Origin of the sequence: Shinella sp. M27, from assembly GCF_049199905.1 — a bacterium.
Lineage (GTDB): Bacteria > Pseudomonadota > Alphaproteobacteria > Rhizobiales > Rhizobiaceae > Shinella.
In genome coordinates this window covers 156008-180116 of record NZ_JBLZPK010000007.1, presented here as the reverse complement: position 1 = coordinate 180116, position 24109 = coordinate 156008, and the positions used below count along the sequence as shown (strand labels likewise).

14 protein-coding genes and 1 riboswitch are annotated in these 24109 nt (G+C 64.7%); of the genes, 5 read left to right on the top strand and 9 right to left on the bottom strand.

Going from position 1 to position 24109, the window contains the following annotated elements:
* Nucleotides 1-178: 178 nt before the first annotated feature.
* The gene (locus tag ACOZK4_RS01990) at nt 179-919 is read right to left on the bottom strand and encodes a helix-turn-helix transcriptional regulator (protein ID WP_421590123.1); all 741 of its coding nucleotides are present in this window, start codon (nt 917-919) and stop codon (nt 179-181) included.
* 301 nt (nt 920-1220) lie between these two features.
* Between ACOZK4_RS01990 and ACOZK4_RS01985 the strand changes: the two genes are divergently transcribed.
* On the top strand, nt 1221-2978 hold the full coding sequence (locus tag ACOZK4_RS01985; protein WP_421590121.1) for a glucan ABC transporter ATP-binding protein/ permease: 1758 nt from the start codon (nt 1221-1223) through the stop codon (nt 2976-2978).
* A gap of 35 nt (nt 2979-3013) precedes the next feature.
* On the opposite strand, the gene ACOZK4_RS01980 is transcribed toward ACOZK4_RS01985, so the two are convergent.
* Nucleotides 3014-4165, bottom strand: coding sequence for an OpgC family protein (locus ACOZK4_RS01980; protein ID WP_421590119.1), 1152 nt, complete (start codon nt 4163-4165; stop codon nt 3014-3016).
* A gap of 24 nt (nt 4166-4189) precedes the next feature.
* The gene (locus ACOZK4_RS01975) at nt 4190-12676 is read right to left on the bottom strand and encodes a GH36-type glycosyl hydrolase domain-containing protein (protein WP_421590117.1); all 8487 of its coding nucleotides are present in this window, start codon (nt 12674-12676) and stop codon (nt 4190-4192) included.
* A gap of 408 nt (nt 12677-13084) precedes the next feature.
* A riboswitch (cobalamin riboswitch) is annotated at nt 13085-13301 on the top strand.
* Between the two features lie 102 nt (nt 13302-13403).
* Between ACOZK4_RS01975 and ACOZK4_RS01970 the strand changes: the two genes are divergently transcribed.
* Nucleotides 13404-13619: a hypothetical protein gene (locus tag ACOZK4_RS01970; protein ID WP_421590116.1), complete on the top strand. Its 216-nt coding sequence runs from the start codon at nt 13404-13406 to the stop codon at nt 13617-13619.
* Nucleotides 13620-13704: 85 nt separating this feature from the next.
* Nucleotides 13705-17499 (top strand): methionine synthase, encoded by a 3795-nt coding sequence (gene metH, locus ACOZK4_RS01965; protein ID WP_421590114.1) that lies wholly within the window; start codon nt 13705-13707, stop codon nt 17497-17499.
* A 5-nt stretch (nt 17500-17504) separates the two neighbouring features.
* On the opposite strand, the gene ACOZK4_RS01960 is transcribed toward metH, so the two are convergent.
* Nucleotides 17505-18530, bottom strand: a complete 1026-nt coding sequence (locus tag ACOZK4_RS01960) for a YeiH family protein (protein ID WP_421590113.1) — start codon at nt 18528-18530, stop codon at nt 17505-17507.
* A gap of 87 nt (nt 18531-18617) precedes the next feature.
* Here ACOZK4_RS01960 and ACOZK4_RS01955 point away from each other — a divergent pair, with 87 nt between their 5' ends.
* Nucleotides 18618-19490, top strand: coding sequence for a LysR substrate-binding domain-containing protein (locus ACOZK4_RS01955; protein ID WP_421590172.1), 873 nt, complete (start codon nt 18618-18620; stop codon nt 19488-19490).
* On the opposite strand, the gene cobM is transcribed toward ACOZK4_RS01955, so the two are convergent.
* Together cobM and cbiE are read right to left on the bottom strand one after the other, a co-directional pair.
* Nucleotides 19487-20251 (bottom strand): precorrin-4 C(11)-methyltransferase, encoded by a 765-nt coding sequence (gene cobM, locus ACOZK4_RS01950; RefSeq protein WP_421590112.1) that lies wholly within the window; start codon nt 20249-20251, stop codon nt 19487-19489. The genes ACOZK4_RS01955 and cobM overlap by 4 nt on opposite strands.
* Before the next feature lie 3 nt (nt 20252-20254).
* Complete coding sequence (cbiE, locus tag ACOZK4_RS01945) at nt 20255-21514, bottom strand: precorrin-6y C5,15-methyltransferase (decarboxylating) subunit CbiE (protein WP_421590111.1); 1260 nt, start codon at nt 21512-21514, stop codon at nt 20255-20257.
* On the opposite strand from cbiE, the gene ACOZK4_RS01940 reads away from it, so the two are divergent.
* The gene (locus tag ACOZK4_RS01940; protein ID WP_421590110.1) at nt 21507-22277 is read left to right on the top strand and encodes a cobalt-precorrin-6A reductase; all 771 of its coding nucleotides are present in this window, start codon (nt 21507-21509) and stop codon (nt 22275-22277) included. The two genes, cbiE and ACOZK4_RS01940, sit on opposite strands and share 8 nt — an antisense overlap.
* On the opposite strand, the gene ACOZK4_RS01935 is transcribed toward ACOZK4_RS01940, so the two are convergent.
* From ACOZK4_RS01935 to ACOZK4_RS01925, 3 genes are all read right to left on the bottom strand, one after another.
* Nucleotides 22241-23005, bottom strand: coding sequence for a precorrin-3B C(17)-methyltransferase (locus tag ACOZK4_RS01935; protein WP_421590109.1), 765 nt, complete (start codon nt 23003-23005; stop codon nt 22241-22243). The genes ACOZK4_RS01940 and ACOZK4_RS01935 overlap by 37 nt on opposite strands.
* The gene (locus ACOZK4_RS01930) at nt 23002-23733 is read right to left on the bottom strand and encodes a precorrin-2 C(20)-methyltransferase (RefSeq protein WP_421590108.1); all 732 of its coding nucleotides are present in this window, start codon (nt 23731-23733) and stop codon (nt 23002-23004) included. Before ACOZK4_RS01930 ends, ACOZK4_RS01935 begins: the two co-directional genes overlap by 4 nt.
* Nucleotides 23733-24109, bottom strand: a 377-nt coding sequence (locus ACOZK4_RS01925; protein ID WP_421590106.1) for a precorrin-8X methylmutase, incomplete at its 5' end; no start/stop codon positions are given. The genes ACOZK4_RS01930 and ACOZK4_RS01925, both read right to left, overlap by 1 nt.

Below are 24109 nucleotides of genomic sequence, written 5' to 3'. Positions count from 1 at the left end.
AAATGCTGCACCCGCGAAGAGAATTATTAGCGCCTAATTTCCAAAGTGCAATTTTGTAGTCGTCATGGAACAAAAGATTTGCGCCGCCAGAAACAATCCAGCCAGCCGCCGAGGGCCGTTTTCCGCCATAGGTTGTTTTAAAACAAACAGTTGATGTCCGGAGGGGAAGCGCTCGCCGTTACGAGACGAGGCCGAGCCGGAAGGCGATGGCGACGGCATGGTGGCGATTGCGCGCGCCGAGCTTCTCCTGGATGCCGTTCATGTACCAGTCGACCGTATGGCTGGAAATGCCGAGAACCCGGCCAATGTCCGGCGACGTCATGCCTTCGGCCAGCAGGCTCAGCGCCTCCATTTCGCGACGCGTCAATTCGACATCGACGATGGCCGAAAGGCGCGCCGCCATGTCGGGGTCGGCGATATGGATCAATTTCCAGTACAGCCGCCGGGCAATGCTGTCGAAAAGGCCGACCTCGACGCTTTCGAGCTCGACCGGCTTGCCGCCCAGGCTGAGGCTGCCGACAAGGCCGCGCCGGCCATGCACCGGAAAAATGTAACCATCCTCCAGCCCGTTCTGCCGTGCATCGACCATCATGCGCTCCATGCGCTTGCGGTGCGGGCTGGTGCGGAAGGCGCTCAGCGTATCGCGCCAGCGGAAACCGGTCTGCGCATGGCCGAGATAGCGCACAGTCGGATCGACCTGCATATAGCGCTTCTGAAGATAGGTTTCCGGCCAGCCCTGCGGCCAGCGTCCCGCAAGAATGAGGCCCGACAGGGTCTCCACCGGCTTGGGCGCCTGGTTCAGCCAGTAATATTCGAAACCATACAGCGTCAGCAGACGCTCGAATTCGGCCGTCGTCTCGTCACGACCGCGCAACTCGTCGATCAGTGCAAGGAACTGCACCAGCAAGTTGATCTTCATATACCCTGCGCTGGAAGCGCCCCAATCCGAATTCCAGGAAATAACCGGCCCTGTTGCGGCCAGTCATGTCCCATTCATGTTACCCCGCATACACTTGGCAGGATCGAATGATGAAAATCAATCGGATAAGGACGTTGCGACGCGCAAATCTCAAGTCATCACGCAACATTTCATTTGCGTCATGAAATTTGCACGGCCGCGAAGAACTTTCGCCCCTTGCGCTGCTTAATGCCTGTAGCGAAGGGATCGAGGGTGCGTATATCGCACTGCACAAAAGGTTTTGCCCGGAAAGGCCGCATTCGTGTCTTTGTTTCAGGTCTATGCAAGGGCGCTCAGCTATCTGAGCGTCTATAAGCTGAGGGTTGGCTCGGTCGTTGCCGCCAACGTCGTGCTCGCCGTGATCGCCATTGCCGAACCGATCCTGTTCGGCCGTATCATCGATGCCATTTCGTCCCAAGGCAATGTCACGCCGATGTTGCTGATGTGGGCAGGTTTCGGCCTGTTCAACACCATCGCCTTCGTGCTCGTCGCCCGCGAGGCCGACCGGCTGGCCCATGGCCGCCGCGCGAGCCTCCTGACGGAAGCCTTCGGCCGCATCATTTCCATGCCGCTCGCCTGGCATAGCCAGCGCGGCACCTCCAATGCGCTCCACACGCTGCTGCGCGCCTGCGAGACGCTGTTCGGCCTCTGGCTCGAATTCATGCGCACGCATCTGGCGACCGCCGTAGCACTCGTCCTGCTCGTGCCCACCGCCTTCGTGATGGACTATCGTCTTTCGCTGGTGCTCGTCGTGCTCGGCGCGCTCTATGTGCTGATCGGCAAGGTGGTGATGAACCGCACCCGCGAGGGCCAGGCCTCCGTCGAGAACCACTACCACACTGTGTTCTCGCATGTGTCCGATTCCATCAGCAACGTTTCGGTCGTCCATAGCTACAACCGCATCGAGGCGGAGACGCGCGAACTGAAGCGATTCGCCGAGCGGCTGATCAACGCGCAGTATCCGGTGCTCGACTGGTGGGCGCTCGCCAGCGCGCTGAACCGCATCGCATCGACCATTTCGATGATGACCATCCTCGTCATCGGCACGGTTCTGGTTCAGCGCGGCGAGATCAAGGTGGGTGACGTCATCGCCTTCATCGGCTTTGCCGGCCTGCTCATCGGCCGCCTCGATCAGATGAAGGCCTTCGTCACGCAGATCTTCGAGGCGCGTTCGAAGCTCGAGGACTTCTTCACGCTGGAAGACGCCGTCAAGGAGCGCGAGGAGCCGGCGGGTGCGAGCGACCTCGGCGAGGTCAAGGGCCGGGTCGAGTTCCGCAATATCAGCTTCGACTTCGCCAATGCCACGCAGGGCGTGCGCGACGTCTCGTTCACCGCCGAAGCTGGCCAGACGGTCGCCATCGTCGGCCCGACGGGTGCGGGCAAAACGACGCTGGTCAACCTGTTGCAGCGCGTCTACGAGCCGCAGTCCGGCCAAATCCTCATCGACGGCGTCGATATCGCGACGGTGACGCGCAAGTCGCTGCGCCATTCGATCGCCACGGTGTTCCAGGATGCCGGCCTGCTCAATCGCTCGATCTCCGACAATATCCGTCTCGGCCGCGAGGGCGCGACGGAGGACGAGGTCATGCTGGCTGCGGAAGCGGCGGCGGCAAACGACTTCATCGTCTCGCGCCAGAGCGGCTACGACACCCATGTCGGCGAGCGCGGCAACCGCCTGTCGGGCGGCGAGCGCCAGCGCATCGCGATTGCCCGCGCCATCCTCAAGAACGCGCCGATCCTGGTGCTCGACGAGGCGACCAGCGCGCTCGACGTGGAGACGGAAGCGCGCGTCAAGGCGGCGATCGACCAGCTGCGCCGCAACCGCACGACCTTCATCATCGCGCACCGCCTTTCGACGGTCCGCGAGGCCGATCTGGTGGTCTTCATGGATCACGGCCAGATCGCCGAGATGGGCACGTTCAACGACCTCAGCCACAGCAACGGCCGTTTCGCCGCCCTGCTGCGCGCCAGCGGCATCCTCACGGACGACGACGTGCGCAAGAGCCACACGGCCGCCTGAACCTCCGGCCAACACTTCGGGCTTAACCGCCCCTTCTAACCGGCAGGGCCTCGCACGCCCTGCCGTTTTGCATTGGTGCTGGCAATCACGGCGGCCTGCCAATCGAGATACCGCGCATAGACGAAATGCAGCGCAACGCCGGCCAGCGCATAGAGCGTGCCGAGGACAGGGTTCTTGCCCGTGACGAACATCATCACCTGACCGACCATGGCGAGGATCGTGCCGAAGATGAAGACGGCGAGCGAATGCCGGCCGACGGCCACCAGCGGATGGGAGAGCGGCAGCGCCGCCCAGTTCGACAGAACCGGGATCGTCGCCACCAGATAGGCGCCGGCCAGCACATGCAGCAGGCGGGTGGTCGAGAGGAAGGTCTTGTCGAAGCCGGTCAGCACGGCCGGCAAGCCGTAGGAAAAGTCGATGTTCCACCAGGAGAACACGACCCAGAGCATCGAAATAAAGAGATAGGTGGCGGACAGCACCGTCAGCACGACAATGCGGGGAATGCCCGTCCTCTTCGCCTTGAGCACGCCGACGAAGCCGATGACGAAGAGGAACTGCCAGGACAGCGGATTGAGGAACCACTTCCCGTCGTCGAGGAAATTCGACGGCGCGATCTGCCAGATGCCGGCACAAAGCCAGAGCGTGCCAGAGACGGCGATGAGCAGCAGCGCGCTTTGCCGGTAGAGCCAGAGGAAGCCCGGCAGCATCAGGAACAGCACGGCATACATCGAGAGGATGTTGTTGTAGCCGAACTGATGGCCGAGCAGCACCATGCTGACGACGCCTTGCTCCGTGCGGTCGACGACGGCGCGCAGATTGATTTCCGAAATCAGATCCGGCCGCTCGAACCACAAAGCACCGCCCGCAAAGATCGCGAAGGTCAGGATGCTCGTCATGATATGCGCGATATAGAGCGTCAGCGCCCGCCGCAGGATGCGCAGCGTCACCGCCAGCCGCTCACCGACGGCAAAACGCGCGCCATAGGCAAGGCCCACCGACATGCCGGAGATCAGCACGAAGGCCTCAGCCGAATCGGAAAAGCCGAAATTCTTGTGCGTCAGGTGCTCCAGATACTGGCCCGGAACGTGATTGACGAAAATCGTCAGGAGGGCGATGGCCCTGAAGACATCGAGGCGCGTGTCGCGTTGCCGCGGCACGGCGCCCGTCAGTCCAGCTTTGTCTGTCATGTCAGTCTGATCCACATGTGTGGATCAGAGCAAATAACCCTCGTTTGAAGATTTGATGACAGTGCCGTTCACACTTGCCTGCCATCCACCATCGTCGCCGCGATCCACGCGAATCGTGACCTTCTTGCCATCGAGGTTGAGCGTCGCGCCATAGCCGTTCCACGCCGAAGGCAGGACCGGATTGACGAAGAGACGACCGCCTTCCTTGCGGATGCCGAGGATGCCCTCGACGGCCGCGCGATAGAGCAGGCCTGCCGAGCCGGTGTACCAGCTCCAGCCGCCCTGCCCGGTGCGCTCGCCTTCGCCATAGACGTCGGCGGCGACCACATAGGGCTCGACGCGGTAGCGTTCGGCCGCACCCGGGTCGAGCGCGTGCTTGACGGGATTGAGCAGGTCAAGGCACGCAAAGGCGTCGTCGGCCCGGCCCTGGCGCGCCAAGGCCAGCACGACCCAGGTCGCGGCATGGGTATATTGCCCGCCGTTTTCGCGAACACCCGGCGGATAGGCCTTGATGTAGCCGGGATCCTGCGGCGTCTCGGCAAGCGGCGGGGTGAACAGGCGGATGATGCCGTTTTCCCGATCGACAAGGTTTTCCAGGACGGCGTCCATCGCCTGGCGCGACCGTTCCGCATCGCCTTCACCTGAAAGCACGCTCCAGCTCTGCGCGATGGAATCGATCCGGCATTCGGCGCTTTCGGAGGAACCGAGCGGCGTGCCGTCATCGAAATAGCCACGGCGATAGTAACCACCGTCCCAGCCCGCCGTTTCCAGCGCCTGCTTGAGGCGGCCGAGATGGCCTTCCCAGGCTTCGGCGCGACCATTGTCACCGCGCTCGCGGGCGATGGCGCTGAAGCCGCGCAGCGTGCCGGCGAGGAACCAGCCGAGCCAGACGCTGGTGCCCCGGCCGGCTTCGCCGACCCGGTTCATGCCGTCGTTCCAGTCCCCGCCGAGGATGAGCGGCAGGCCGTTTTCGCCGGTGCGCTTGATGGCAAGATCGAGCGCGCAGGCGCAGTGTTCGTAGAGCGAGGCTTCGTCAGAAGAGCGGTCCGGCTTGTAGAAGGCATCATGCTGTCCCTCGGCGAGCGGCTGGCCCTCGATGAAGGCAAGCTTTTCGTCGAGCACGGCACGATCACCCGAGGCGCGGCAGTAATACTCCACGGCATGGGCAAGCCAGACCACATCGTCGGAGATCATGGTGCGCACACCGGCGCCGCTGTCCGGCAGCCACCAATGCTGCACATCGCCCTCGATAAACTGGCGCGAGGCTGCGTTGAGGATCTGCCGGCGGGCAAGTTCCGGCCGGTGCAGCACGAAGGCGAGCGTATCCTGCAACTGGTCGCGGAAGCCGTAGGCGCCGCTTGCCTGATAGAAGGCGGAACGGGCCATGATGCGGCAGCCGAGCGCCTGATAGGGCAGCCAGTCATTGACCATGCGGTCGAGCGCAGCATCGGGCGTCTTGACCTGCAAGGTACCGGTGAAGTCTTCCCAGAAGGCCCGCACCGCCACCATGACGGCGTCGAAATCGGCCGCACGGCTCTTTTCGGCGAGCGCCTTGGCGCTGTCCGCATCCGCGGTATCGCCGAGCACGAAGATGAGCTCGCGCTTCTCACCGGGCTTCAGCACGATATCGACGGCAAGTGCCGCGCAGGGATCCCCCATGCCATCGGCCGCACCCGAAAGGGCAAGGCCCGTCGCAAGGGCCGCAGGCGACGCGATGTCGCCCTTGCCGATGAAATCGCGGCGCTTGGCCGTGAAGCCCGCAAGCGGCGCATCGACGGCAAAGAAGCTGGTCCGGCCGGCGAAATCGAAGCTGTAGGGATTGTTGGCGAAAAGAGCGCTGGTCTCTTCGTCATGGCTGGTCAGGATGAACGGCGCCGTCTTGACGGGATTGTTGCCAAGCACCCATTCCACATAACCATAGACCGAGAGGCTGCGTTCCGTGTCTCCGGTGTTCTTCACGACGAGGCGCGAATATTTCACCGGGTCCTCGGGATCGACCGTCTGCACGAGATCGAGCTCGATACCGTCCTCCCAGCTGCGGAAGGCGGTGTAGCCGAGGCCGTGCCAGGTCTCGAACTTCACCGACGGACGCTGCGACAGCGCCGCAAAGGGCGTCATGACCGTGCCACGGTCGCGATCCCTGACATAGAAGGCCTCGCCCGGACGGTTGATGACCGGGTCGTTGGTCCAGGGTGTCAGCTGGAAATCGCGCGAGTTGCGGCTCCAGGTGAAGCCAGCCCCCTCAGCCGAAACGTGGAAGCCGAACTCCTTGTTGGCGATGACGTTGATCCACGGCTGGGGTGTGACCGTGCCACCGCGCAGGCGCACGGCATATTCGCGGCGATCAGCGTTGAAACCGCCGAAACCGTTCCAGAAGGTCAGGCCCTCGCCATCGATCGTCACCGGCTCCGCGGCAGCAGGGGCCGGCAGCTTTGGAACAACGATCTCGGCCTTCACATCGTCTTCACCACGCGGCGTGGAGAAGAGCATCGCCATGCGGTTGATCTGATCGGAGAGCGTGCCGTTGCGCGCATGGAAGACGGCGCGGGCGGTGGCCAGCAGCGCCTGCCAGGTGGAGACCTCCATCAAATCGCGGCGCACCGCGAAGATATGCTGGCGCATGCCGTCGGACTGGCCGCGCAGGCGAAGGTTCTCGCACATCTGGTCGAGCGTGTGCTGCATATCCTGCGCATAAGAGGAGGCGCGCTCGTTGAGGATGACCAGATCGGCCGTCACGCCGCGGTGGCGCAGATACTCCTGCGCGCGCAGCGCCTCGCGGGCGACGTCGAGATCGATCTCGTCGTTGATGCGCAGGACGAAGATCGGGAAATCGCCGGAAATCGCCAGCGGCCACAGCGCCGACTGGGCCGTCAGCCCCGTCTGGATCGTGCCGGCATCGGCACGCAGGTGCATGTCGGGATAGGTGAGGTAACGGCCGAGCGTCTGGAAGCTCGCCGCCTCCTGCGAGGTCACGCCGATATGGCGCATATGCACCTGCGAGCGCGTCCAGGCATGGATCATTTCCTGATTGAAGCTCTCCGGATGACGATAGAGGTCGATGGCCGCATCCACCTCGGCGCGGCTCGGGGCCGCAATCGTCCAGAAGATGACCTTGACCTTCTTGCCGGCGGGCACGCGCACCACGCGGCGTAGCGCCAGAACCGGATCGAGCGTGAATCCGTCCGTTCCGGAAAGCTGCGCGCCCGGATCGAAGGCGGCGGCGGTGGCGAGTGTGCGGCCACGGCCGATGAAGCGGCGGCGGTCGGTCTCGACCTCGGTGCGGCGCGACGGGCCGGCATTGTCGACGATCAGATGGGCGATCGCCATGTCCGGCTCGTTCGGATTGCGCTTGTTGCGCTCCGCCCGGATGACGTCGCCGCGCTTGCCGATCTCGGTGCGGATGAACATCTTCGAGAACAGCGGATGGGCGCTGTCGGCGTCGTCGGTCGAGATGACCGGCTCCATATAGGAGGTCACTTCGATGAAGCGGTCTTCCGTGCCGGTGTTGAGCAGCGTCAGACGACGCCCCTCGGCATCGTGCTCGGTGGCGACGATGACCTCGACCTCGCTGGTGAGCGAGCCGATGGTTTTCACGAATTCCGCCTTGTCGTCGCCGAACTGCGTCTTGGTCTTCTCGCCCTCGATGCGCTTGGGTTCCGCCGTGGCGGACCACCACTCGCCGGAGACGGTATCGCGCAGGAAGAGGAACGAACCCCAGCGGTCTTCCGTCGGATCGGGCTTCCAGCGCGTGACGGACTGGCTGTTCCAGCGCGAATAACCCGAGCCGTTCGCCGTCAGCATCACCGAATAGTGGCCGTTCGACAGGAAGACGGTTTCCCGCTCCTTCGCGAAGGGGTTCTCGATGATGCGGATTTCCGGGCGCAGCAGGTCGGCCTGCGTGCTGCCGACGGTTTCCGGCTCGCGCTTGGCGTTGATGATGGGGATGTCGCGCGGCGCCTTTTCCTGCAGCAGCAGTTCAGCGGCCTCGATGACCGGGTCGGCATGGAAGCGTTCGCGCAGCGCGCCGTTGAAGACGACGTTGGCGACAGCGGCAATCGACATGCCGTGATGGTGCGCCATGTAGTTCTTCACAACGGCGCAGGTCTTGCCTTCCGGCACGCGGGTCGGCGTGAAGTCGACGGCGTCGTGGAAACCATAGACACCGAGCGCGCCGAGCTTGCGCAGTCGCTCGAGGTTTTCGAGCGCTTCCTTCGGCGCATATTGCGCGGCGAGCAGTGAAGCGTAGGGCGCAATGACGGCGTTCTGGCCGAGACCGCGCTTGAGGCCGAGCGTCGGCACGCCGAAGTTCGTGTACTGGTAGGTCAGTTCATGGTCGCGAGCGTTGAAGGCCGCTTCCGAAATGCCCCAGGGCGTGCCGAGACGGCGGCCGTGGTTCATCTGTTCCTTCACCACCAGATTGTTGGTCTGGTTGAGGATGCCGCCCTGGCGCTCCTGCATGACGAGCGGGGGCATCAGATATTCGAACATCGAGCCGGACCAGGAGACCAGCGCGCCGCGCGAGCCGACCGGCACGACCGGACGGCCGAGCTTGTACCAGTGCTCGGTCGGCAGATCCCCCTTGGCGATGGCGAAGAGGCTGGTGAGGCGGGCTTCGGACGCGAGAAGGTCGTAGCAGGCCTCGTCGAGTTCGTTGGTCTCGACGCGGTAGCCGATGGAGAGCAGGCGCCGTTCCGGGCGGAACAGGAAGCCGAAATCCATCGAGAAGGCGATGTCGCGGGCGCGGTCGCGCAGCACGATGAGACGGTTGCGCAGGCCCTCGATCGAGCCGAGGTCGAAGACGCTGTCGGCGATGTGCGCCTCGCAGGTCGCGACCAGCGCGCCCGCCCATTTGGCGAGTTCGCCGCTGTCCGCCGACTTGATCTCGTGGTCGAGATTGACGATCAGCTTGTTGACGTCACGCGCCAGCACCGAGAGGTTGATGACGCGGATGGAGGCGAATTCGTGCTCGCGCTTGACGGCGGCGAGCGCGTTCTGGAAGCCGACGATGCGCTCCTCGATGAGGCGGCGCAGCGGGCGCACGGTCTTGCGGTCGTCCGGCAGCTTCTTCAGCGTTTCAGAGAGGATCGAGGCGACGTCGCCGATGCCGTCGAGACTGCCCTGCAGATGCGCCGAGGGCGCTTCCGCCCATTCGCGGCACATGGAGGAGACGGCGATAAGATGGCCGGCGAGGTTGCCGCTGTCGACCGCCGAGACGTAACGGGGACCGAGCGTTTCCAGCGTGTTCGTGCGGTACCAGTTGTAGAGATGGCCGCGATATTTCGGCATGCCGTCGATGGTGGCGATGGTCTGCTCGAGGCGGCGGACCGTTTCCTCGAAGCTGATCCAGCCGAAATCGCGCGCGGAAATGGTGGAAAGCAGGTAAACGCCGATATTGGTCGGCGAGGTGCGTTCGGCGAGCACCGGCTGCGGCGTTTCCTGGAAATTGTCCGGCGGCAGGTAATGCTGCTCGGCGGTGACGAAATCCTCGAAATAGCGCCAGGTGCGGCGGGCGTATTTGCGCAGTTCCATCGCGACATAGTCGGACACGACGAGCTGGTCTTCGGTTTCGGCCGTCTGGCTGACATACCAGGCAATGGCCGGAGAGAGCGCCCAGACGAGCGCGAAGGGCACGCCGATGAAGGGCAGGCCCGTATCCGAGATCGTGGCAAGCGCCACGGAAAGCACGGCGAGCGCCGGCGCCTGCCACATCGCCTTGTAATGGTCGAGAATGCCGCCACGTGCGGCGCTGTCGGCCTGCGCGGCCGTGCGCCATTCCAGCATCAGCTTGCGGCTGACGAAGGTGCGGTAGATCGAACGCACGATGGCGTCCGCCATCAGCGCCGCCGAATGGGCGATGAAGGCGATGCGCAGCGCGACCTGCGCATTGGAGGCGCGGATATCGGAGATGACCCGGTGCACATGGGCGCGCGCGACGATGTCGCCGCGGCGCGGCATGATGCCCGAGATCAGCGAGAGCGTGGGGGCGACGAAGAGCAGGAAGATCAGCACGAGCTGCCAGATCAGCGCCTGGCGCGGCTCCATATAGTACCAGCCCATGACGGAGGCGACGAGCCAGCCGATGGGGATGAGGCTGCGGCGCAGGTTGTCGTACATCTTCCAGCGGCCGAGCATGGAAATGCCGTTGGCCGGGTTGAAAAGGTAGGGCAGGAGCTGCCAGTCGCCACGCGCCCAGCGATGCTGGCGCGAGGTTTCCGTGCCGTAGCGGGTCGGGAAGTCCTCGATGAGTTCGACGTCGGTGACCAGCGCGCAATGCGACAACGAACCTTCGAGCAGGTCGTGGCTGAGCACTTCGTTTTCGCCGATGCGGCCCTTCACGGCCGCCTCGAAGGCGTCGACATGGTAGAGGCCCTTGCCGGTAAACGTGCCTTCTCCGGCGAAGTCCTGATAGACGTCCGAGACGGTGAAGACATAGGGATCGACGCCGCGGTCGGCGGAGAAGATGCGCTGGAAGGTCGAGGCTTCCTTGCCGGTCGTCAGCGACGGCGTGACGCGTGGCTGGAGAATGCTGTAGCCGGCGGTGACCTTGCCCTTTTCGGCATCGATGACCGGACGGTTGATCGGGTGGTGCAGCTTGCCGACGAGCTTGGTCACGGCATCGCGCATCAGGCGCGTGTCGGAATCGAGCGTCATGACGTATTTGACGTCAGGCGGCACCACATTGGCGCCTGGCAGGAAGGTTGTGTCGCCGTCGCCGCGCAAAAGCAGGTTCAGTTCGTGCAGCTTGCCGCGCTTGCGCTCCCAGCCCATCCAGGCGCCCTCGGAGGGATTGTAGAGGCGGCGGCGGTGCAGGAGGTAGAAGCGCGTGCGGCCGTCATAGGCATAACGCGCCGAAAGCGCCGCGATCTCGCGCTTGGCGTATTCCAGCACTTCGAGGTCTGCGGGGGTTTCCTCGACTTGGGCGTCCGTCCAGTCGCTGACCAGCGAGAAATAGATCTCGCCGCGCGGGTTGGCGAGGTAGTGCACCTCGAGATTGCGCACCAGCTCATCGACATGGTCGCGCTTGGCGATCAGACAGGGCACGACGACGAGCGTGCGCGCATCGTCGGGAATGCCGTCCTTGAATTCGTAGCCGACAAGCCGCGAGGGCGTGACGAAGAAGGTGACGAGCGTGTTGAACAGGCCCGAGGCGCCTTCCGAAGCCGGCAGCGCGAAGAGCACCAGCATGATCAACCAGGCGCCGTTCGGAATATCGAGCTGATCGAGGAAGTAGAAGACCGCGATCATCGCGAGCAGCGTCAGCAGGATATTCGGCCCGGCAATGGCGAACCAGTCGAGCTTGCGGCCGAAGCGCACGATGCGCTGCACGATGGAGGGACGGTAACCGATACGCTTTTCGAGCTGCTTGCGCTTCTTGCCGACGAGGAAGGCGGCGACATTGGCCTTGTAGTCGAGGTCCTCGACATGGGCGGCCGCATCTTCCGCCGTCATGGCAAGCGCGATCTCGGTGACTTCAAGCTCCGTCTTGCCGGAGCGGCGGGCGAAACGCTCGATCGTGTTGCGGTACTTGTTGCGCGAGCCGAAATCGAGGTCGGAATAGTCCGAGCCCTGGCGCAGCGCGTCGTCGAGGCGGCTGACGCTCTCGAACCAGACGGGCCATTCGGTGTCGTCGACGGTGCGCAGGCTCTTGATGAGCGAGCTCATCGTCGCATTGCCGGAGGACAGGCGGTTGTTTTCCGAGACGATCAGCTCTTCGAGATCACTGCCGCGGCTCTCGATCTTGCGCTCCAGCCACTGGATCACCACACCGGATGCCTGCAGGCCATCCCGCAGCCGGTAGAGCAGCTGCGTGACGAAGGTGTTGTCCTCGACGAAGTTCTCGATCGAGCGCAGATACTGGATGCTCTTTTCGGGATCGTTCAGGCGCACCAGCTCATCGGCGACGTCATTGGCCTTGAAGCGCATCTTGCGGGAGCGCTCGACACGGCTGGAGATGCGGCGCAGGTTTTCGAGCAGCACGAAGCGGATGAAGGATGGCAGCGCCCAGAGTTCACCAATCTTCAGCGCATCGATCTTCTGGAAACCCTGCACGAAGGCCGTCAGGCTTTCATGCGAGATGTTGCTCTGGGTGTGCGCGACGTAGAGCCAGGCCAGCACCAGAGTGCGCGGCACCGCCTGCCCGTCGATCTCGACGGTCGGCAGCTGGCGGTAAAAGCGGCGCGGGAAATCGCGGCGGACCTCCTGGATGGCCTCTTCGATGACGTAATAATTATCGAGCAGCCATTCGGCGGCGGGCGTGATCTGCGCGCCCGACTCCACGTCCTTGGCCGTCGCCTGATAGACGCGGAAGATTTCCTTCTCGTTTTCCTTGTGCCGGGCGCGGAATTCGAAGGGCCGGAAACCGGGCAGCGGCGCAATCTTGTCGCGCGCCAGAGCCTCGCCGCACTCGGCCAGCTCCTCCAGCGTCAGATAGGTGGCGCGGATCGAATCGTTATAGTCGATCTGCTTGGCGTCTGCGTCGCGGGCGGCGTGCGGCGTATTGTGAAGGGACATATTTCTTAATCTGGATCCGGCCATGTTGAACCATCCGGCAAAGGCCTGTGCGCCGGAGGGTTTTTTGCGGGCAGGTTTCGTCTCTGTGCCGCGATCAGCCATGACACCATGCGACGCCCCCATGGCGCTGACGGAAAGAACATGGCTCAGGCGACACGCTGATTGGCATCCTGGCCGCGTGGTGCATGAAAACGGCATTTTTTAGCCGTAAGGACAGAGACTTGCAACATCTCAGCGTGTCGGGATGGCTCTGCATTGGCCCTCATCTGCAGTTTTGGTGAATCACGCCCTCGCCGGCGAGACGAGCGAGGGGCAGGAGGCAGGCGGAAGCCCAAATGCATTGCTGAGAAAAAAGTTCCGGGCCTGTGCATCGTGTTCCCGCATCCTTGACTTGCTTACCGCGTCACGCCAGTCTCCGGCCGTCAGGGTCTTCCGAGTCGCATGCGGCTCGGAGGCTAAGAGGGAAGCCGGTGCGATGCTCCAAGGAGGATCAAGACCGGCGCTGCCCCCGCAACTGTGAACGGCGAGCCGATGTCGCTCCATGCCACTGGTGTGAACCACCGGGAAGGCGAGACAAAGGCAATGACCCGCAAGCCAGGAGACCTGCCCTGACACGTCTGTAACGTCCATGGGCGGGGTGTCCCAAGGGTGCGCTTGTTGTCACCTTTGGGTGAAATTCCAGCAGCGTGCGTCCGGTCATCCCCCAATTTTCGATTGGGGAAAAAGAATGTATCAATTCACCGATATCCAGCCGTCCGGTACCGGCAAGCCGGAATCCGTCTTCATCTCCTGGCTGCTCTGGCAGCCGCGCGGCGCCGATCTTCCGGTCGAGGCGCTGAAGGAGGTGGACAAGCTTGCCCGTTGCCAAAGCGCCGACCCTGACATCATCCGCCTCAAGGCGCTGTTCGCCTCGCTTGCCGGGGCGAATGGACCGATGCACTAGGGCCAAACCACATAAAGATATATTGACATAAAGATATCTTTATGTGAACTCCGATGCAGACGATACTGCATCGGAGGGTTTCCCCATGGCCACCACTTCCCACCTGGACGACCTGTTCGGCCCCGAACAGCCGAAGCGGGACGGTCGCGAGATCCGCGCCGCCCTCGAAGCCGCCGCCCGCGAACGCATTCTCGTGCTCGACGGCGCCATGGGCACGGAAATCCAGACGCTGAAGCTGCTCGAGGACGATTTCCGCGGCGACCGTTTCGGCGATTGCGCCTGCCACCAGCAGGGCAACAACGATCTGCTGACGCTGACCCAGCCCGGCGCCATCGAGGACATCCACTATCGCTACGCGCTCGCCGGCGCCGATATTTTGGAAACCAACACCTTCTCCTCCACCACCATCGCCCAGGCGGACTATGGCATGGAGGACATGGTCTATGAGCTGAACCGCGACGGCGCGCGCCTTGCCCGCCGCGCCGGCCTGCGTGCCCAGCAAAAGGACGGCCGACGCCGCTTCGTCGCCGGTGCGCTCGGCCCGACCAACCGCACCGCCTCCATCTCGCCCGACGTCAACAATCCCGGCTACCGTGCCGTGACCTTCGACGATCTCAGGATCGCCTATGCCGAACAGCTGCGCGGCCTCATCGACGGCGGTGCCGACATCATCCTGATCGAGACGATCTTCGACACGCTGAACGCCAAGGCCGCGATCTTCGCCACGCGCGAGGTCTTCGAGGAAAAGGGCATCGAGTTGCCCGTCATGATCTCCGGCACCATCACCGACCTCTCCGGCCGCACCCTTTCCGGCCAGACGCCGGAGGCCTTCTGGAATTCGGTGCGCCACGCCGACCCCTTCTCCATCGGCCTCAACTGCGCGCTCGGCGCCAATGCCATGCGCGCCCACCTCGCCGAGATTTCCTCCGTGGCGCAAACCTTCGTCTGCGCCTATCCGAATGCCGGCCTGCCGAATGCCTTTGGCCAGTATGACGAGACGCCGGACGAGATGGCCGCCCAGATCGAAGGGTTCATGCGCGATGGGCTGGTCAATATCGTCGGCGGCTGCTGCGGTTCGACGCCGGACCATATCCGCGCCATCGCCGAAGCCGCCGCGCGCCACAAGCCGCGCGCCATCCCCGACATTCCACGCCACATGCGCCTCTCCGGCCTCGAACCCTTCACGCTGACCGAAGCCATTCCCTTCGTGAATGTCGGCGAGCGCACCAACGTCACCGGCTCGGCGAAATTCCGCAAGCTGATCACGGCGGGCGACTACGCGGCCGCTCTCGACGTCGCCCGCGATCAGGTGGCGAACGGCGCGCAGATCATCGACATCAACATGGACGAAGGCCTCATCGATTCCGCCAAGGCGATGGTGGAATATCTCAACCTCATCGCCGCCGAGCCCGATATCGCCCGTGTTCCCGTGATGATCGACTCATCCAAATGGGAAGTGATCGAGGCCGGCCTGAAATGCGTGCAGGGCAAGCCGCTGGTCAATTCCATCTCGCTGAAGGAGGGTGAAGAGGCCTTTCTGCAACATGCGAAGCTCGTGCGCGCCTATGGTGCGGCGGTGGTCGTCATGGCCTTCGACGAGAAAGGCCAGGCCGATACGAAGGCGCGCAAAGTGGAAATCTGCACGCGCGCCTACACGCTGCTCACCGAAGTCGCCGGCCTTGCGCCGGAAGATATCGTCTTCGACCCGAACATCTTTGCCGTGGCGACCGGCATCGAGGAGCACGACAACTACGGCGTCGATTTCATCGAAGCGACCGCCGAGATCACCGCTACCCTCCCGCATGTCCATATCTCGGGCGGCGTCTCCAACCTCTCCTTCTCCTTCCGCGGCAACGAGCCAGTGCGCGAGGCGATGCACGCCGTCTTCCTCTACCACGCCATCCAGGCGGGCATGGACATGGGCATCGTCAATGCCGGCCAGCTCGCCGTCTATGACACGATCGAACCGGACCTGCGCGAGGCCTGCGAGGACGTGGTGCTGAACCGCGTGCCGAAGGCCGGCGGCACCGCGACCGAACGCCTGCTCGACATCGCCGAGCGCTTCAAGGGCGCGGCCGGCAAGGAGGCTCGGGAGCGCGACCTCGCCTGGCGCGAATGGCCGGTCGAGAAGCGGCTGGAACATGCCCTCGTCAACGGCATCACCGAATTCGTCGAGGAAGACACCGAAGAAGCACGTCAGAACGCGGAGCGTCCACTGCACGTCATCGAGGGTCCCTTGATGGCCGGCATGAACGTCGTCGGCGACCTTTTTGGCGCAGGAAAGATGTTCCTGCCGCAGGTGGTGAAATCCGCCCGTGTGATGAAGCAGGCCGTCGCGGTGCTGCTGCCTTATATGGAAGCCGAAAAGCGCGCCAATGGCGGCAGCGGCGAACGGCAGAGCGCGGGAAAGATCCTGATGGCCACCGTCAAGGGTGACGTGCACGATATCGGCAAGAACATCGTCGGCGTCGTGCTCGCCTGCAACAATTACGAGATCATCGACCTCGGCGTCATGGTGCCGGCAACGAAGATCCTTGAGACGGCGAAAGCCGAAAAGGTCGATATCATCGGCCTCTCCGGCCTCATCACCCCCTCGCTCGACGAGATGGTGCATGTCGCCGCCGAAATGGAGCGCGAAGGCTTCGACATCCCGCTCCTGATCGGCGGCGCGACGACGAGCCGTGTTCATACCGCCGTGAAAATCCATCCGCGCTACGACCGGGGCCAAACCGTTTACGTGACCGACGCGAGCCGCGCCGTCGGCGTCGTCGGCAGCCTGCTGTCGCCGGAGATGAAGCCGGGCTATGTCGAGACGCTGAAGGCGGAATACCGCAAGGTCGCCGACGCCCATGCCAGAAGCGAGGCCGAAAAGCAGCGTCTGCCGCTCGCCAAGGCCCGCGAAAACGCCTTCAAGGCCGACTGGTCCGCCTACCGGCCGAAGACGCCGTCCTTCCTCGGCACCCGCGTCTGGCAGGACTGGGACCTTGCAGACCTTGCCCGCTACATCGACTGGACCCCCTTCTTCCAGACCTGGGAGCTGAAGGGCGTCTATCCGAAAATCCTCGACGATGAGAAGCAGGGCGCCGCCGCCCGCCAGCTTTTTGCCGATGCGCAGGCCATGCTGGAACAAATCATCGCGGAGAAATGGTTCACGCCCAAGGCCGTCGTCGGTTTCTGGCCGGCCGGCACGGTGGGCGACGATATCAGGCTCTTCACCGACGAGACGCGAACCAGGGAACTCGCCACCTTCTTCACGCTGCGCCAGCAGCTGTCCAAGCGCGACGGCCGGCCGAATGTCGCGCTCGCCGATTTCGTTGCGCCTGCCGACAGCGGCAAACCGGATTATCTCGGCGGTTTCGTCGTCACGGCCGGCATCGGCGAGATCGCCATTGCCGAACGCTTCGAGCGGGCGAACGACGACTACAACTCGATCCTCGTCAAGGCGCTCGCCGACCGCTTTGCCGAAGCCTTTGCCGAGCGCATGCACGAAGTCGTGCGCAAGGAACTCTGGGGCTACGCCGCCAATGAAACCTTCGCTCCGACCGATCTGATCGGCGAGCCCTATATCGGTATTCGCCCCGCGCCCGGCTATCCCGCCCAGCCCGACCACACGGAAAAGACGGCCCTCTTCCGCCTGCTCGATGCGGAAAAGGATATCGGCGTGATGCTGATGGAGAGCTTTGCCATGTGGCCCGGCTCCTCCGTCTCCGGCCTCTATATCGCGGCGCCCGAAAGCTACTATTTCGGCGTCGCCAAGGTCGAGCGCGACCAAGTGGAGGACTATGCGCGGCGCAAGGGCATGGCGATCAACGAGGTCGAGCGCTGGCTGGGGCCGGTCCTCAACTACATACCGGCGACCGCGCGGGAAAACGCGGCCTGAGATTTTCAGGCCGTCGCAAGGTCGAGCAGCAGCACCATGGCATAGCTCGCAGCTATGAGCACGCCGAGCGACAGCACGACCGCGGCCGTCACCCGCGGCCCGGCGCGCATCACCCGGCGCAGGTCGATGCCGAGGCCAAGCGCCGCCATCGACAGGATCGTCAGCACCGTCGCCAGGCCGTTCATGCGCGCGGCCAAGGCGGCATCGACGAGGCCGGCGCTGCGGGCAACGAGCAGGGCGAGAAAACCGAGGATGAACCAGGGCACCATCAGGTGCAGCGCCGGGCGTTTCCCCTTTGACCTGCCCGAGGCGAGCGACAGCAGGAAGATGACCGGGCCGAGCATCAGCACCCGCACCAGCTTGACGAAGGTGCCGATCTGGATGCTGAGCGCGGAGACCGGCGCGGTGGCCGCCAGCACTTGCGGCACCGCATAGACCGTCATGCCGGCCATGACGCCGTAACCCGTCGCCGAAAGCCCGAGCAGCGGCACCAGAAACGGCAAGGCGAGCACGGTCAGCATGCCGAGAACCGCGGTGAAGGCGATGGAGGAGGCGACATCCTCCGCATCCGCCCGGATGACCGGCGCCGTCGCGGCGATCGCCGAATTGCCGCAAATCGAATTGCCGCAGGCGACGAGCAGCGCGACGGGACGGGATAGCCCAAGCCCCCGGCCGATCGCATAGCTTGCGACGAGCGCGATGCCCACCACGACCGCAATGGCCGCGATCAGCGGCAGGCCCATCTCCGTCACTGCCGCCGCACTCACGCTCGCGCCGAGCAGCACGATGGCAATCTCCAGAAAATACTTTGCCGAAAAGGCGATGCCGGGATCGAGCAAAGCAGCCCGGTGCAGCGTGAGACGGCAAAGCGCGCCGATCAGGATCGCCAGCACCAGCGCCTCGACCCGGGCGCCACCCGTCAGCCACACTTCCAGCCGCTCCGCAACGAGCGCGAGGCCGGAAACCAGTCCTGAGAGCAGCACGCCCGGAAACAGGGATGCAATTCCAAAATTCTTCAGATTCTTGACCAAATTTTCCATGCGCCAAAAATGCGCTTGAAAATCCGTTCGATCCATCGGTAAATATCGCATATTTCATTCGATTGGATCGAACAGATGATGACGCTCGAACAGCTCCGCATCTTCATCGCCGTGGCCGAGCGCGAGCACCTGACCCAGGCGGCCGAGGCGCTCAACCTCACGCCCTCGGCCGTCAGCTCCGCAATCCGCGTGCTGGAGGAGCGCTACGGCATCGCGCTGTTCCACCGCACGGGGCGACGCATCGAACTCACGGAGACCGGGGCGGCCTTCCTGCCCGAGGCGAAGGCCACGCTGGCGCGGGCGGCAGGCGCGGACCTCTTCCTCACCGAGATCGGCGGCCTGAAGCGCGGCATGCTGACGCTTGCGGCCAGCCAGACCGTCGCCGGCTCCTGGCTGCCGCCGCGGCTGATGCGCTTCAAGGCGGACTATCCGGCCATCGATATCAGGCTCGGCGCCAGCAACACCGAGCAGGTGGCCGACGCCGTGCTCGAAGGGCAGGCGGAACTCGGCTTCGTCGAGGGTATCGTGGATCATCCCGCTCTTGCCCAGCGCATCGTCGCCCATGACCGCGTGGTCATCGTCGCCCCGTCAGGCCATCCGCTCGCCGGCCGTCCGGCGGATGCCGCCATGCTGACCACAGCCCGGTGGGTGCTGCGCGAACCCGGCTCCGGCACGCGCAGCGCACTGACCGCGATGCTTGCCGATCATGGTGTGAGGGAGGATGCGCTGGATGTGGCGCTGTCGCTCCCCTCGAACGAGGCGGTGCGCAGCGCGGTGCTGAGCGGCGGGGCGCTGACGGCGGTGTCCTTTGCCGTGGTGGAGGACGACATCGCCGCCGGCAGGCTCATGCCCGTCGGCTTCGCCCTGCCGGAACGGGCCTTCCGACTGCTGCGGCACAAGGAGCGCTATCGCTCCAAGGCCGCGCGTGCCTTCGAGGTGATGCTGCCTTAAAACCCGTCGCGGCCGCGGAAGCGGCGCTGATAGGCGGGATCGTAGAGCGAGCTTTCGCGAAAATCCTCCGCCGCCAGCGAGCGGCCGATGAAGATCAGCGCCGTGCGCTCGATCGGCTCTTCCGCCACCTTCGCAGCGATATCGGAAAGCGTGCCGCGCACCACGCGCTCATCCGGCCAGGAGGCCTTGACGACGATCGCGACCGGGCAATCGGCGCCGTAGAGCGGCGTGAGTTCCGTCACCACCTGGTCGAGCGCATGGATGGCGAGGTGAATGGCGAGCGTCGCCCCCGTCGCGCCAAATCCCTGCAGGGTCTCGCGGTTCGGCATAGGCGAGGCGCGGCCGGAAACGCGGGTGAGTACAAGGCTCTGCGCAACGGCGGGAATGGTGAGTTCGCGGCCAAGTGCTGCAGCCGCCGCCGCGAAGGAGGGCACACCCGGCGTCATCGTATAGGCGATGCCGTTCTTTTCCAGCCGCCTTATCTGCTCGGCAACGGCGCTCCAGACCGAGAGATCGCCGGAATGCAGCCGCGCCACATCCTCGCCCGCCGCAGCCGCGCGGACATATTCCACCTCGATCTCGTCGAGCGACATCGGGGCCGTATCGATGATGCGCGCACCGGACGGGCAATATTGCAGAAGCTCCGGCGAGACGATCGAGCCGGCATAGAGGCAAACGGGGCATTTGCCGATGAGATCGCGGCCGCGCACGGTGATGAGGTCGGCGGCGCCGGGGCCGGCGCCGATGAAGTGAACGGTCATGTCTTAGTCCTCAAACTGTTTAGCCGGCTTGACCCAGCTCCATTGCGTGACCGGCATGGCCGGCCGCCAGCCCGTCATCTGCCCGACGGGCGATGCGCGGGCGATATCGATGCGGGTGAGCGCGCCGCCGAGCCGGGCGTGGTGGGCGAGCAGCACCGCTTCCATCTCCGTGGTCACCGCATTGGCGACCAGCCGGCCGCCGGGTTTCAGGCCCGCCAGCGCCGCCTCCATCACCCCCGCCTCGCTGCCGCCGCCGCCGATGAAGATCGCATCGGGAGCTGCAAGGCCTTCGAGCGCGCCGGGCGCTATGCCCTCAAAGACCACGAAGCTCGGCACACCGAAATTCTGCGCATTGCGCCGGATGCGGGCCGCGCGCTCGGCATGCCCCTCGATGGCGATGGCCCGGAGCGAGGGATCGGCCAGCATCCATTCGATGCCGATAGAGCCGGAGCCGCCGCCGACATCCCAGAGAAGTTCACCGCGCTTCGGCGCCAAGGCCGAAAGCGTCAAAGCGCGCACTTCGCGCTTGGTAATCTGCCCGTCATGCTCGAAAAGCCCGTCGTCGAGGCCCGGCGTGAAGGCGAGCACGCGCGCCGCCGCGTTATCGGCGAAAACCTCCACCGCGCAGACATTCAGCATGTCGGCATCGGCAAGCGCGAAGCTTTGCGCCTGATGGCTGCTCACCCGCTCGCGCGCACCGCCAAGCGCTTCGAGAACCGTGAGCGCCGAGTTCCCGAATCCGCTTTGAGACAGCAACGCAGCCAGCGCCGCAGGACCATCGCTGTCGGAGGTCAGCGCGAGGATGCGGCTGCCGGGATGCAGATGCGGGCGGATGAGATCGAGCGGACGGCCATGCAGGGAGATGCAGACCGTATCCTGCAAGGCCCATCCCATGCGCGAAGCCGCGAGACTGAACGAAGAAGGGGCGGGGAAGACCCGCATTTCCGCGCGCGGAATGCGGCGCGACAGCGTCACGCCGACACCGTAGAAGAAGGGATCGCCCGAGGCGAGCACGACCACCGGCCGCCCACGCGCGGAAAGAACGGCCTCGACGGAGCGCTCGAAGGGGCTGAGCCAGCCGTGGCGCTCACCGCTGATAGCGGCTTCCGCCAGTTCCAGATGCCGCGCGCCGCCGAAGACGATCTCGGCGCGGCCGATCGCGGCCTTGGCCTCGTCGCCGAGACCGGCTAGACCGTCCTCGCCGATCCCGACGATGGAAAGCCAAGGGGCGGTGGGCAAAAGGGATCGATCAGGCGTGGACAAGCGACGCATCCTCATTCTGGGCGGCACGACGGAAGCGCGCGACCTGGCCGATCGCCTTGGGGAACGCCCCGACCTTGCCGTCACGCTGTCGCTCGCCGGCCGCACGCTCGATCCCGCACCGCAGCCAGTACCGGTACGCACGGGCGGTTTTGGCGGCGCCGAGGGGCTTGTCACCCATCTTGCATCGCATGCGATCGATCTTGTCATCGACGCCACGCATCCCTTCGCCAAACAGATTTCCGCCAATGCCCGCACGGCAAGCGCCGCAACCGGTATTCCGCTGCTGCGGCTGGAGCGGCTCGGCTGGGAAGAGGTTTCCGGCGACCGCTGGACGCGCGTCGCCTCGGTCACCGATGCGGTAATGGCACTCGGCGAGGTGCCGCGCCGTGTCTTTCTCACCATCGGCCGGCAGGAGGCGAAGGCCTTCGCTGCCGCCCCGCAGCATCATTACCTTGTGCGCAGCGTCGATCCCGTCGATCCGCCGCTCGACGTGCCCGATGCACAATACCTGCTCGCCCGCGGCCCCTTCGCCGTCGAAAACGAGATCGCCTTGTTGCGCGCCCACAGGATCGATGTGGTCGTCAGCAAGAATTCCGGCGGCGAGGCCACGCGGGGAAAGATCGTCGCCGCGCGCCTTCTCGGCCTGCCCGTCCTGCTCATCGAGCGGCCGGCGGTCGCGGACGACCACCGAGCCGAAACGGTCGAGGATGCGCTGCGGCTCGCCGATCATCTGCTCGCGTCCTTCAGGAAACGCGGCGTATAGACGAGGTCAGCCAGGCCGGGGCGGGCGATGATGCGGGTTTCCGGCGAACCGATGACGACGCAGGTCGCCATGTCGGCGCGGTCGGCCTCGGCCTCGCCCAGCGGCATGACCAGCATGCGCTCATCCGGCCGGCCGGCGGCGCGGCCGAAGATGACGGGCGTCGTGGCCGGCAAGGTCTCGCGCAGAATCTCGAAGGCCCGGCCGAGCTGCCAGGGTCGCGCCTTGCTGATCGGGTTGTAGAGCGCGATCACCAGACCCGCCTCGGACACCAGACGCAGGCGCTTTTCGATGATATCCCAGGGCTTGAGATTGTCCGACAGCGAAATGGCGCAGAAATCATGCCCGAGCGGCGCGCCGATGCGGGCGGCGACGGCGAGCATCGCGGTCACACCCGGCACGACCGTCAGATCGACCGATTTCCACTCCTCCGGCCCAGCATCGATCGCCTCGCAGACAGCGGCCGCCATAGCGAAGACACCGGGATCGCCGCCCGAGACGACGCAAACGTCGACGCCTTCGGCGGCCCGCGTCAGAGCTGCCTGCGCACGGTTCAGTTCCTCGCGGTTGTCGGAAGCGACCTTGATCTGGTCCGGCCGAAGGTTCAGCCGGTCGATATAGGGAAAGTAGCCGAAGAATTCGGTCGATGCGGCGACGGCAGCAAGCGCTTCCGGCGTCAGCTGGTCCGGATTGCCGGGACCGGTGCCGATGACGAAGAGTTTGCCGGTCATGCCCGCGCGCTCCAGCCCGGCACGAGCACGAGCGAGAAATAGGGCGCGGTGTCGTCGAGTTTTTCCGAAAGGCGCATGGACTTGCTCGTCGCCATGGTGCCGCGCTCGACATAGACGGCCTCACCGAGACGACCGGCTTCCGAAAGCGCCCGACGGATTTTTGGCAGGTTGCGGCCAACCTTCATGATGACGGCCGCCTCGGTATCGCCGAGCCGGCGCGACAGCTCTTCCTCACGCATCGTGCCCGGCAGGACGGAGAGCACGTCATCGCCCTGCACGATGGGCAGGCCCGACAGCGACCAGCAGCCGGACATCGCGGTGATGCCGGGAATGACTTCCGTCGGGAAGCGGTCGGCAAGGCGCACATGCAGGTGCATATAGGAGCCGTAGAACATCGGATCGCCCTCCGACAGGATCGCGACCGTGCGGCCGGCGGCAAGGTGCTCCGCCACGGCAGCGGCGGAGGCATCGTAGAAGGCCGTGATCTGGCTCTTGTAGTCGTCGTGATCCTTGTCGATTTCCGTCGTCACGGGATAGTAGAGCGGCAGCTCCACCATGCCGGGCTTCAACAGGCCTTCAACGATCGCCCGGCCATTGCCCGAGCGGCCGGCCTTGGCGAAATAGGCGAGCACATCGGCTTCACCGATCGCCCGCACCGCCTTCAGGGTCAGAAGCTCCGGATCGCCCGGCCCCGTGCCCACACCGTAAAGTCGTCCTGTCGTCATCATCATACTCCCGGCCGTGCGAGCGAATTGAGAGCGGCGGCCGTCATGGCGCTGCCGCCGAGGCGGCCGCGCACGATGGCGAAGGGCACGCCGTAGGAATTGTCTGCCAGCGCATCCTTGGATTCCGCCGCCCCGACGAAGCCGACGGGCATGCCGAGGATCGCCGCCGGTTTTGGCGCGCCATCGCGCAGGAGCTCGAGCAGGTAGAACAGCGCGGTCGGCGCATTGCCGATGGCAACGACGGAGCCGGCCATGCGCTCGAGCCACAGGCGGATGGCGGCCGCCGAGCGGGTGTTGTCGATCTCTTTGGCGATGTCGGGCGTGCGCGGATCGCGCAGCGTGCAGATGACATCGTTATTGGCCGGCAGGCGGGCGGCGG